The sequence below is a fragment of the Shewanella sp. OMA3-2 genome (assembly GCF_021513195.1).
GTDB lineage: Bacteria > Pseudomonadota > Gammaproteobacteria > Enterobacterales > Shewanellaceae > Shewanella.
Genome location: NZ_CP090974.1, coordinates 432,681 through 444,423, shown reverse-complemented (window position 1 = coordinate 444,423; position 11,743 = coordinate 432,681). Strand labels below are relative to the sequence as shown.

Annotated in this window: 8 protein-coding genes and 1 pseudogene; 3 read left to right on the top strand and 6 right to left on the bottom strand. The window is 42.4% G+C overall.

Translation table 11 applies throughout. The features are described from left to right. Positions 1-906 (bottom strand): glycine--tRNA ligase subunit alpha, encoded by a 906-nt coding sequence (gene glyQ, locus L0B17_RS02040; protein ID WP_235087217.1) that lies wholly within the window; start codon positions 904-906, stop codon positions 1-3. 113 nt (positions 907-1,019) lie between these two features. Here glyQ and L0B17_RS02035 point away from each other — a divergent pair, with 113 nt between their 5' ends. Further along, positions 1,020-1,589, top strand: a complete 570-nt coding sequence (locus tag L0B17_RS02035) for a DNA-3-methyladenine glycosylase I (RefSeq protein ID WP_235087216.1) — start codon at positions 1,020-1,022, stop codon at positions 1,587-1,589. A 114-nt stretch (positions 1,590-1,703) separates the two neighbouring features. On the opposite strand, the gene L0B17_RS02030 is transcribed toward L0B17_RS02035, so the two are convergent. The 5 genes from L0B17_RS02030 to fadB all read right to left on the bottom strand — a co-directional run bounded on the left by L0B17_RS02030 (position 1,704) and on the right by fadB (position 9,544). After that, positions 1,704-4,889, bottom strand: coding sequence for an amidohydrolase family protein (locus L0B17_RS02030; RefSeq protein WP_235087214.1), 3,186 nt, complete (start codon positions 4,887-4,889; stop codon positions 1,704-1,706). Between the two features lie 334 nt (positions 4,890-5,223). Continuing rightward, positions 5,224-5,667 carry an MOSC domain-containing protein gene (locus L0B17_RS02025; RefSeq protein ID WP_235087212.1) on the bottom strand — a complete coding sequence of 148 codons (444 nt, stop codon included), beginning with the start codon at positions 5,665-5,667 and terminating at the stop codon, positions 5,224-5,226. A 2-nt stretch (positions 5,668-5,669) separates the two neighbouring features. Beyond that, complete coding sequence (tusA, locus tag L0B17_RS02020; RefSeq protein ID WP_235087210.1) at positions 5,670-5,933, bottom strand: sulfurtransferase TusA; 264 nt, start codon at positions 5,931-5,933, stop codon at positions 5,670-5,672. Positions 5,934-6,207: 274 nt separating this feature from the next. After that, positions 6,208-7,371, bottom strand: coding sequence for an acetyl-CoA C-acyltransferase FadA (fadA, locus tag L0B17_RS02015; RefSeq protein ID WP_235087209.1), 1,164 nt, complete (start codon positions 7,369-7,371; stop codon positions 6,208-6,210). Between the two features lie 22 nt (positions 7,372-7,393). Beyond that, on the bottom strand, positions 7,394-9,544 hold the full coding sequence (fadB, locus tag L0B17_RS02010) for a fatty acid oxidation complex subunit alpha FadB (RefSeq protein ID WP_235087207.1): 2,151 nt from the start codon (positions 9,542-9,544) through the stop codon (positions 7,394-7,396). A 235-nt stretch (positions 9,545-9,779) separates the two neighbouring features. Here fadB and pepQ point away from each other — a divergent pair. Next, positions 9,780-11,095, top strand: a pseudogene (gene pepQ, locus L0B17_RS02005) (Xaa-Pro dipeptidase). Then, positions 11,088-11,702 carry a YigZ family protein gene (locus L0B17_RS02000; RefSeq protein ID WP_235087205.1) on the top strand — a complete coding sequence of 205 codons (615 nt, stop codon included), beginning with the start codon at positions 11,088-11,090 and terminating at the stop codon, positions 11,700-11,702. The pseudogene pepQ and the gene L0B17_RS02000 overlap by 8 nt, the downstream one beginning before the upstream one ends. Positions 11,703-11,743: the final 41 nt, after the last annotated feature.

The window sequence follows — 11,743 nt, the reverse complement described above, 5'->3', positions numbered from 1 at the left end:
CTACTTACACATAGGGAAGCCTAACGCTTCACGTGCTTTATAATAAGATTCTGCAACGCCTTTAGCCATGGTGCGAACGCGTAAAATATAACGCTGGCGTTCAGTGACTGATATAGCATGGCGGGCATCAAGTAGATTGAAAGCATGCGAGGCTTTCATCACTTGCTCGTAAGCAGGTAGAGGCAGAGGTTTTTCTAAACCGAGTAAAAGTTGGCAAGCTTTTTCACAGTCATCAAATTGTCTAAATAGCACTTCAACATTAGCGTGTTCAAAGTTATAAGTAGATTGTTCAACTTCATTTTGATGGAAAATGTCGCCGTATGTGACTCGTCCCATTGGTCCGTCGGTCCACACTAGGTCATAGACGCTGTCGACTTCTTGGATATACATAGCTAGACGTTCTAAGCCGTAAGTGATTTCACCCGTAACAGGGCTACACTCTATACCGCCAACTTGCTGGAAGTAGGTAAACTGAGTGACTTCCATGCCGTTTAGCCAGACTTCCCAACCTAAACCCCAAGCACCTAAAGTCGGTGATTCCCAGTTATCTTCCACAAATCGAATGTCGTGGACTTGAGTGTCAATACCTAAGGCTTCAAGCGAACCAAGGTATAACTCTTGAATATTATCTGGGGAAGGTTTCAATACCACCTGGAATTGGTAATAGTGTTGTAAGCGGTTAGGGTTATCACCGTAACGGCCGTCAGTTGGACGGCGCGATGGCTGCACATAAGCGCTGCTCATTGGCTCTGGCCCTAACGAGCGTAAGAATGTTTGTGGGTGGAAAGTTCCTGCGCCCACTTCCATATCTAACGGTTGAACAATAGCGCAACCTTGCTGCGCCCAGTATTCTTGTAGGGTTAGGATGAAACCCTGGAATGTCTTTACGTCATGTTTCGTCGTCATGTCTACTACTGTCAGGCTGTTAATAGAAAATGGAATTGATTATACCTTGTAGAACAAGGTAGATGTAGGTTATTTTTTAACGTATTACTGAATTTGTTAATGGACACCATAACATGCAAGTTAACCGATGTGGCTGGGTAAGTGAAGACCCTATGTATCAACAATATCACGATGAGGTATGGGGGCGGCCGGTTTATGACCCCATAGAGCTTTTTGCTAAACTGTGTTTAGACGGACAGCAAGCTGGATTATCCTGGATTACGATTCTTAAAAAGCAGGCTAACTATGAAGTATGCTTTGCTAATTTTGAACCGACTATTATTGCGACTTATGATCAAGATAAAGTTGAGGAGTTATTGCTTAACCCTGGAATAGTACGTAATCGATTAAAGGTTAATTCGATTATTGGCAATGCTAAGGCATATTTGGCTTTTGTTGAGCAGGGTAATAATTTTTCAGAATTTTTATGGGGTTTTGTCAACGGTAAACCCATAGTCAATTTTCCCGCATCGCTTAAAGATGTACCAGTGCAAACGCCAGAATCTGAGGCTATGTCAAAAGCGCTGAAAAAGATGGGGTTTAATTTTGTTGGCCCAACTATTTGTTATGCCTTCATGCAAGCCGTTGGCATGGTTGATGATCACACAACAGGTTGTTTTTGTGCTGCATCTAAGCATCAATAATATTTGAGTGGTTTGATTTACACTTAATAAAAAAGGGTGTTCCACGTGGAACACCCTTTGTTGTTTAAAGCGTATTACTACACTTTGAAATCAGTACCATTGGTTAAAACAGTACTATTTGGTTTCAAAGAAAAATGGTTTGCGTTGTACCTTATCGCCGTTTAACTCATTCATGGTTTCTGAGTTAAATAACTTACCGTTAACCATAGTGTAAGTGACTTTATCCGTAGTGCGAATGTCTGTCAGTGGGTCACCATCGATCACTATCAAGTCGGCCAGTTTACCTGGTTTGATTGTACCAAGCTGATGATCCATGCCAAAAGTGGTTGCAGGGTTAATGGTTGCCGTTTTTAATACATCCATATTGCTCATGCCGCCTTGGGCAAACATCCACATTTCCCAATGTGCCGCCAAACCTTCACGTTGTCCATGGGCACCAATGTTTGGCTTAACACCAATATCATTTAGCTCATTTGCCACGCGTGCCACATTAAAGTGATTGTAATGTGCATCTGGTGCAGTGGTTCTACGCATTGAACGCGCATCTAGAATGTCATGCGGTACATACATACTTAAGCGTGGATGAGCCCACACATCAGTTTTGTCATACCAGTAATGTTCGCCAGAAATACCACCGTAAGCAACCACGAGTGTTGGTGTATAAGCTACTTTTGTTTGGCTCCAAAACTGTTTGATATCGCTGTAAATTGACGCTACAGGTAGTGAATGTTCAACGGTTGTGTGGCCATCTGCAATCATGCTTAGATTGTGCTGAAGCAATGAACCGCCTTCTGGCACCACCATCATTTCTAGTTCACGTGCAGCCGCAATGACTTGCTGACGTTGATTACGTCTAGGTTGGTTATAGCTTTTTACGCTAAATGCTCCGACTTTTTTAAGACGTTCTAAATGGAATTTTGCATCATCTAACGAATCAATGTGTGAGGTATAACCTGGGCCGTTAGCGCCGTATAAAATAGTACCTGTTGAAAATATACGTGGGCCAACAATATTACCGGCTTTTTGCTGCTCAGACGCTGCAAAAATCTCAGTGGTGTCATTTGAAGGGTCGTGAATTGAGGTAACGCCTAACGATAGACCTGAATAGAGTGCCCAGTTTTGTTGTGGAATGATCTCATCATCGGCTTGTCCACCATGAGCATGGGCATCAAATAGTCCAGGCATAATAGATTTGCCCGTAATATCGATAACTTGTGCGCCAGATGGAATGGATGTTGAGGCATCGCCAACAGCAACAATTTTATTGTCTTTAACAATGACAATACCGTTATCAATGACTTGATCATTTTCAAGGGTAATGACTTTACCACCAACAAACGCAATGGTTCCACGTGGAACATCTGCATTTTGTTTAAAGCCGATAGAGGTTATTTTTGGCTCAACTTTTACGTCAGATTTTTCATACTGAGTGTCAACTTTGGCCTGGTATAAGTCTGGGCCAAGGGTCCAGTAAAGCTGGTTGCTATTGTTATTCCAACTAATACTTTCACCAGCACGCACACTGAGTTGAGTTACCGGTAGGTTGTTGGCTTTAGGGCCAATGTTAATCGTTTCACCATGCTTAGCAAATGGGGTGACATAAACACGGAAACGTTCTGCAAATGCAAGATGTTCACCATTAGGGGCAATACGAAACTCTGTCGCATGTTCGCTAGTGTAATGAGTACGTTTTTCGAAACCGTTCATACCAATAGATGAAAGTTGTGGCGAGGTGCCGTAATCCATAAAGTATACACGGTCGTTATCTGCGCCAAACTGTGGTTGGTAACCACTGGCTGATAACTTGGTATTTTTGTTACCCTTGGTATCAACCTTATATAAACCCGGTTCTTGAGACCAAGTGCGAGCTGTCATATAGCCGCCTTTGGCTTTACGATAAACAACGAATTCTCCATTTGGAGAGAATGTTGGCTCAACATATTTACCTGGCTCTGTAGTGAGTACTTTGGCTTTTCCACCACGTGAACTGACGATACTAACGGTGCCTTGGTCTTGGTCATTCCAAGTGGTAAATACAATGTTTTTACCATCACGTGACCATTGAGGGAATAACTCGTTAACATCATTATCTAAACGAGTTAAACGCTTTTTCTTTCCATCTTTAATGTCGCGGATCCATAATTTACCCAATGCTTCAAATACCACTTGTTCGCCATCGGGTGATACCTGTGCCATACGCAGCATTTTTACATCGAAATTATCCTGATCAAGATTTTGAGTAAACCGAACCGATGGTTGTACATCCAGCTGGGTTTTAATTGAGAAAGGGATATCGCTAACCGTTTTTTTAGCAACGTTTAGCTTATTGATTTTACCGTTGGCCCAGAACACAATGTCTTTATTATCATTGGTCCAAGACATTGTTGGGTAAACACCGTGGATAGCCCAGGTTTCTTGCATATCACGATCGAGTTTGTCATATAACTTAGTTTCTTCACCAGACTTTAAGTCAAGAGAATATAAGGTTGACTGAAAACCATCGCGTTTTATATAGGCTAGTGATTTTCCATCAGAGCTTGGTGTTGGACGAATCGCACCACCAGTGCCTTCAATTAATACCTCAATGTCACCGGTTTGGGTGTCATAACGTTTAATTTTATAAATCCCTTTTACCGAATCTTTCGAGTAGTGAAAGGTTTTACCTGGGGTCGCATCTTGGCTGAAATAAATATAACGACCATCTGGTGAATAGGCTGGCTCACCTAAATCTTTTTGATCGTTTGGACGTTCAGTTAATTTAACGCCTTCGCCACCTGCAACATGGTACATCCACACTTCGCCCGCACCCAAACTGCGGCTGGCGGTAAAGTGTTTACGGGCAACTAAATACTGTGAGTCAGGGCTCCATGCTGGGCTATTCAACAAGCGAAATGTCTCACTTGTTACAGGGTGTGGGTTAGTGCCATCAGCATTCATTATCCATATATTATCGCCACCATCTTCATCGGATGTAAACGCAATATATTTACCATCAGGACTATAAACAGGCTGCATTTGCCATGCAATGCCGCTAGCAATTTGCTTTGCTTCACCGCCAGATATCGGCATTTGATAAATATCACCTAATAGGTCAAATACGATGGTTTTACCGTCAGGTGACACATTGACGTTCATCCATGTACCATCGGTGACATTGATGTCGACTTTTTGTAGTGGGGCATTTTCTGGTGCGTTTACTTGCCATTTGGCCGCTTCATCTTCTGTGGCAAAGCTGGTCGAACTAATACCAAGCGATAATGCTATCGCGGTATAAATTGGGGTTAATTTTTGTGTGAACATGCAAGATCCATTTATTTATCATTATAAGAATATTAATGCCTGTAAGCTGTCGCTATTGTGGTTAGCACTAGCTTATTAGCACCAAATCTGGCTTGGTCACCTTTATCGCATAAATGGCCATAAAACGACACAAAAAATCTGTTTCAATTGATGACAGAAAAGTATCTTGGATGTAACAATTTCACATGTTTGAATTAGGTGGTGGACAGTTTTTGGATATGCGGAGGTGGTTAGGTTGGAAGTTTGGTGAAGGTTCATTTTTGATAAATGACCCTTTAATTTGGTACGACTGATTTATTCGCAGAGCGTTATTCAGTCGACTTAGTTGTAAAACTTAGCACAGCGTAACGACATCATCAGGTTGAATCAGTCCTGCTTGGACCACTTTGCAGGTGACGCCGCCTCGCCAGTCAGGTGTTAATGCTTGTTCTAGTCCAGCAAAAGCGGCTTCCATTTTCTTACAGGGATCGGTTTCACCTGTGATTAATAATTGTAAATCGGCGCCAATCTGGAGTGTTTTTCCAACATCGGTAGCGCTAAACTCATATCCTGTGATAAGTAAATTAGCTCGACGTGTTAACCAGTCTAAATCCGCATCTAATTTGTTACAGGCTATTTGCCATTGCTGCTGTGAAAGCACCGTGACTTGACGCTTTCCTGGGCGGCCAAATACATCATTTTCAACACCGCGTTCTAAGGTCACATTGGCGCAAAATACTTGATTCATTTTGCCACGCTTAGCTGTTTTATAAGCAATTGCCGCTAACTTAGCTTCCATGTTTATAATCCTTTTTTTAGCAGATATTGATAGGGTGTTTGTGTTGTCTCGCTAGCAATTAGAGTGTGGTCCATAAACTCACAAAAACTTGGAATGTCTCGAGTTGTTGCTGGGTCATCGGCAATAATTAATATTGTTTCACCGTCTGCCATTTTGCGCACCGCTTTGCGGATCATCATTACCGGTTCTGGGCAGCGTAAACCCAACGCATCCAGTTGGTGTTGTGCTTGTGCAAATTTTTCTAGGGAGGTTAATTCTTTTGACATTCCACTTCAACTTAGCTTTTTCAATATTAATAATTTTACTCTGCCAAATCTAGATTGCCAAGTTTAGGCGCAACTAATGTGATTTATGTATAAATTACAGTTTTTGACACGTTTTTACATTTTCCTCAAACATGTTTCACGTGGAACATTAGCTTATTGATGAAAAATAAAAAACCGAATTATTTTTCAATAATTCGGTTTTTTTAAGAGGTAATTTATAATCGCTAGGGTAAACCCATTTGATTAGTCAATTAACGCCGACAATTAAGTTAACTTAAACGCGTTCGAAAACAGTCGCAATACCTTGACCTAATCCGATACACATAGTGGCTAAGCCAAGAGTCGCATCTTTGTCTTCCATTAAGTTAATCAGGGTGGTAGAAATACGCGCACCTGAACAGCCTAGTGGATGGCCTAATGCAATAGCACCACCGTTAAGGTTAATTTTGTCATCAACCACATCTTGTAAACCAAGATCTTTAACACAAGGTAAAGACTGAGCAGCAAATGCTTCGTTAAGTTCAATCACATCTAAATCAGCAACTGAAAGACCAGCACGTGCTAATGCTTTTTGAGTAGCAGGAACTGGGCCGTAACCCATAATTGCAGCATCACAACCGGCAACTGCCATAGAGCGAATGCGAGCACGAATAGGTAAACCTAAAGCACGAGCCTTAGATTCTTCCATCACTAGCATCGCAGATGCACCATCTGATAATGCAGATGATGTACCGGCAGTTACTGTACCGTTAACTGGGTCAAACGCTGGACGTAAACCTGCAAGTGACTCAAGCGTGGTTTCAGGACGAATAACTTCGTCTGTCATCACTTTGATCAGGGCGCCGTTTACATCGTGGCCTTCAATTCCCCAAATTTCTTTGGCAAAGCGACCTTCAATCGTTGCTGCATGTGCACGTTGATGAGAACGTACTGCAAAAGCATCTTGTTGTTCGCGGGTAATGCCGTGTAACTTACCTAGCATTTCAGCCGTTAACCCCATCATACCTGAAGCTTTAGCTACACGGTTTGCAAGGCCTGGGTGAAAGTCTACACCGTGGTTCATTGGGACATGACCCATGTGTTCAACACCACCAATAATGAAGGTGTCACCTTGGCCAGTCATAATTGCACGGGCTGCTTGATGAAGCGCATCCATTGATGAACCACATAAACGGTTTACGGTTACAGCACCGGCTGTTTTAGGAATACCAGCCAGTAATGATGCGTTACGCGCAATGTTAAAACCTTGCTCTAGTGTTTGTTGTACACAACCCCAAATAACATCTTCGATAGTATTTGGATCAAGTTGTGGGTTACGCAGCATTAAGGCTTTCATTAGTTCTGCAGAAAGAGTTTCTGCACGTACATTTCTAAATACCCCAGCCTTAGAACGGCCCATTGGGGTACGAATGCAGTCTACGATAACAGCTTGTTTCATGATTTAATTCCTTTCCCACTAATTAGGCTTGGTAGTAACTACCGTTGTTGGCTGCAAGTGCGCGCATGGCATCGGTAACTTGATATAAGCCACCAAGATGTGCGTATTTGTCTGCTAGGGCAACAAAGTTTGCTACGCCCATGGTGTCTAAGTAACGGAATACACCGCCACGGAATGGTGGGAAACCAATACCGTATACTAGACCCATATCGCCTTCAGCAGGTGATGCAATAATACCTTCTTCTAAACAGCGAACTGTTTCGATGATCATTGGGATCATACAGCGAGCGATGATGTCATCTGACTCAAATGCTTTTAGTTCACCAAATTCAGCGCCTAATAATTCATAGCTAGTTTGGTCAACGTCTTTTTTCGGCTTACCACGACGGTCAACAGAGTAGGCATAGAATCCTTTAGTGTTTTTCTGACCTAGACGCTTGTTTTCGAACATAATGTCGATGGCATCTTTGCCATTTTTACCCATGCGGTCAGGGAAACCTTCGGCCATTACTGCTTGTGCGTGATGACCGGTATCTAAACCGACTACGTCAAGTAAGTAAGCTGGACCCATTGGCCAGCCGAACTGTTTTTCCATCACTTTATCGACAGCGGCAAAGTCAGCACCATCAGCAAGTAGACCGCTAAAACCTGCAAAGTATGGGAACAATACGCGGTTAACAAAGAAGCCTGGGCAATCATTTACAACGATTGGAGTTTTGCCCATTTTGCTGGCGTAAGCCACAACAGATGCAATGGTTTCTTCTGAACTGTGCTCACCACGAATAATTTCGACTAATGGCATTTTGTGCACTGGGTTAAAGAAATGCATACCGCAGAAGCGTTCAGGCTTCTTCAGGCTTTTCGCCAGTAGATTAATGGAAATTGTAGAAGTGTTGGAGGCAATAATGGCATCTTCTGATACATAGCCTTCAACTTCAGCCAGTACTGTGGCCTTAACTTTTGGATGTTCAACAACCGCTTCTACAACGATGTCGCTATTTTTGATAGAAGCATAATCTAGAGACGGTGTAATGTTGTTTAGTATTTTTGCCATTTTTTCTGGCGTTGAGCGGCCGCGGGCAACTTGAGTTGTCAGAATTTTAGCCGCTTCATTTAAGCCTAACTCTAGTGCAGGTTGAGCAATGTCTTTCATGACAATTGGCGTGCCTTTGCTGGCGCTTTGGTAAGCAATACCGCCGCCCATAATACCTGCACCCAATACTGCTGCTTGGTTAACATCTTTGGCTAGTTTACTGGCTTTTTTGGCTTTGCCTTTAACGAACTGGTCATTTAAGAAAATACCAATCAGTGCAGTCGCAACGTCTGTTTTAGCAAGCTTAATGAACGCCTGAGCTTCAACTTGTAATGCACCAGCACGGTCTAACGTTGCTGCTTTTTCGATAACATTCACAGCAGCCATTGGCGCTGGATAATGTTTACCGGCAATAGAGAACACCATGCCTTTGGCTGTGGTGAACGACATCATAGCTTCAAGCTTACCCAGTAACAGTGGTGATTGCTTTTGCTTACGACGAGCTTGCCAATCTAGGTTGCCCGCTAATGCATCATGTAGCATTTGAATCGCAGCAGTGTGTAGGTTTTCTGGCGCCACAACCGCATCAATCGCACCGACTTTAAGTGCATCGTCAGGGCGTTGTTCTTTACCTGATGTGATCCACTCTAAAGCATTGTCAGCACCGATTACGCGAGGTAGGCGAACCGTACCACCAAAGCCAGGAATTAGGCCTAATTTTGTTTCAGGTAAACCGATAAGTGCATTGGTATCAGCAACACGTAAGTCAGTTGCTAGAACCGTTTCACAGCCACCGCCTAAAGCAAAACCGTTAATAGCTGATACGGTAGGGAAAGGTAAGTCTTCAAGCTTATTGAATACTGCATTAGCTTGTTCAACCCACGCGAGCAGTGTGGCATCGTCTTGCTTAAATAATTCTAAAAACTCAGTGATATCGGCACCGACAATAAATGTGCCTTTGGCTGAGGTAAGCATTAATGCTTTGATATCAGAGTTTTGCTTGATGCTATCTAATGCAGCATCTAAAGAGGCTAGAGTTTCTCTGTCAAATTTGTTTACCGAGCCTGGTGCGTTAAAGCACAGCTTGGCAATATTATCTTCAAGTAACTCGACCTGAATGGTAGGGCTTTGGTAGATCATTGCTTGCTTCCTTATTGCTTAAAGCGATTTCAACATCTTTATAATCGTGTAGTTATCAAGCTTGTTTCACAGCAGTATAGGCCATCATTTGACCAGTTACACAACAGTGTGCGACTAAATTACATAAATTACAACACCCAATTTAAACGGCCGTTTAATTTTTGTCTACTAAGGTGATTTTTATCCTTTGTGATAAACTGTGAGTGTTTGCCAACTACTGAATAGGAATCAAAAAATGGATCAGCTGGATAGCTTATATCATGTGCATATTGCCGAGTTAAACCGTCGGGTTGCAGAAGTCAGCCGTCGTGAGAATTTTGCAGGTGTCGTTATTCATTCAGGACAACCCCATCGTCAGTTTTTAGATGATATGAATTATCCATTTAAGGTCAATCCTCATTTCAAAGCATGGCTGCCTATTCTGGATAACCCAAACTGTTGGATTATAGCCAACGGGGTTGATAAGCCAATATTAGTATTTTATCGTCCAGTGGATTTTTGGCATAAGGTGAGTGATGTACCTGATGCTTTTTGGACTGCACATTTTGAGATTAAGTTATTAACTAAAGCTGACAAAATTGCCGAGTTTCTACCGAAAGATTTGAGCAATTGGGCTTATATTGGTGAACATTTAGATGTAGCCGATGTATTAGAGTTTAAGTCCCGTAACCCCGATGCCGTAATGAATTACTTGCATTATCATCGCGCAGATAAAACGCAATATGAACTTGAGTGTTTACGTCGTGCAAACCAGATTGCCGTAAAGGGTCACAAAGCAGCTAAAAGCGCATTTTTTAATGGTGGAAGCGAGTTTGAGATCCAGCAACAATATTTAGCTGAAATCAATCAAGGTGAAAACGAAATGCCCTACGGCAATATCATCGCCTTAAATCAAAATGCGGCTATTTTGCATTACATGACCTTAGCTCACGTAAAGCCAAAGCAGCGTTTGTCGTTTCTTATTGATGCAGGTGCAAGTTACCATGGGTATGCTGCAGATATTACTCGTACTTATGCATTTGAAAAAAATCGTTTTTCTGAGCTTATCGCGGCATTAAGTCAGCAGCAACTTGCCATTGTCGATGCAATGAAACCTGGGTGAAGTATACCGACTTGCATGTTATGACCCATGAGCGAATTGCACAGCTATTGATAGACTTTGAGCTGGCAAAGTCTGATGTGGCTGCGCTGGTTGATTCTGGTGTCACGCGGGCATTTTTCCCTCATGGGCTAGGGCATATGCTCGGGTTGCAGGTGCATGATATGGGCGGGTATTCCCATGATGAACGTGGTACTCATATACCAGCGCCTGACAATCATCCTTTTTTACGTTGTACTCGTACTTTAGCGGCCAACCAGGTACTGACGATTGAGCCCGGTATTTATATTATCGATACCTTGCTTAATGATTTAAGCGACAACGCTAAGCAGTTAGTTAATTGGCAAACGGTTGATGTAATGCGACCTTTTGGTGGTATTCGCATTGAAGATAATGTGATTGTGCACAGTGATCGAAATGAAAATATGACAAGAGAGTTAGGTCTTGACTGAGAGTTATTCAATACCTGACTCCAATTTGTTAATTGAAGAGGAGATAAAGCATAGTCGCTTTATCTCTTTTCTATTTCATTGCCCAGATCAAGATGTTATGAAGTTAACACTTACTAACATGAAGCAAGAGTATCCAGGGGCGAGTCACTATTGCTATGCCTTTATCGCGGGAGAGCCTAATGAGATGGTTAATATTGGCTCCAGTGACGATGGTGAACCAGGTGGTAGCGCTGGACGACCTATGTTAGCCAGCTTACAAGGCGCCAATGTAGGTGAGATTGGTGCAATTGTCATACGTTACTTTGGTGGTACAAAGCTTGGTGTTGGCGGTTTAATGCGTGCTTATAGTTCAGGCATAAAGCAGGGGATTAGTCAGTTAAGTTTACGGACTAAGTATATTCGTTACCCGATCACGCTAGAATGCAGCTATGCGCAGCTAGTCGATGTTGAATATTTAGTGGCTCTACATGATGGCGTTATTTTAGCGAAAGCGTTCAGTGATAAAGTCGATATTAGATTCGAGTTAGCAAAAGACGCCTTAGCTGATTTTAATACTCACTTAGCCACAATGACCCAAGGGACACTTCAAGTGAAGTTTACTGTATGAGCTAGGCTGAACTTATGCCAAAATGTCTTACAACGTTAATT

What these genes read in the sequence shown, in the direction of transcription:
- glyQ (WP_235087217.1), bottom strand. Translation starts at nt 906, where the DNA reads ATGACGACGAAACATGACGTAAAGACATTCCAGGGTTTCATCCTAACC.
- fadA (WP_235087209.1), bottom strand. Translation starts at nt 7,371, where the DNA reads ATGAAACAAGCTGTTATCGTAGACTGCATTCGTACCCCAATGGGCCGT.
- L0B17_RS02025 (WP_235087212.1), bottom strand. Translation starts at nt 5,667, where the DNA reads ATGGAAGCTAAGTTAGCGGCAATTGCTTATAAAACAGCTAAGCGTGGC.
- L0B17_RS02035 (WP_235087216.1), top strand. Translation starts at nt 1,020, where the DNA reads ATGCAAGTTAACCGATGTGGCTGGGTAAGTGAAGACCCTATGTATCAA.
- L0B17_RS02030 (WP_235087214.1), bottom strand. Translation starts at nt 4,889, where the DNA reads ATGTTCACACAAAAATTAACCCCAATTTATACCGCGATAGCATTATCG.
- fadB (WP_235087207.1), bottom strand. Translation starts at nt 9,544, where the DNA reads ATGATCTACCAAAGCCCTACCATTCAGGTCGAGTTACTTGAAGATAAT.
- tusA (WP_235087210.1), bottom strand. Translation starts at nt 5,933, where the DNA reads ATGTCAAAAGAATTAACCTCCCTAGAAAAATTTGCACAAGCACAACAC.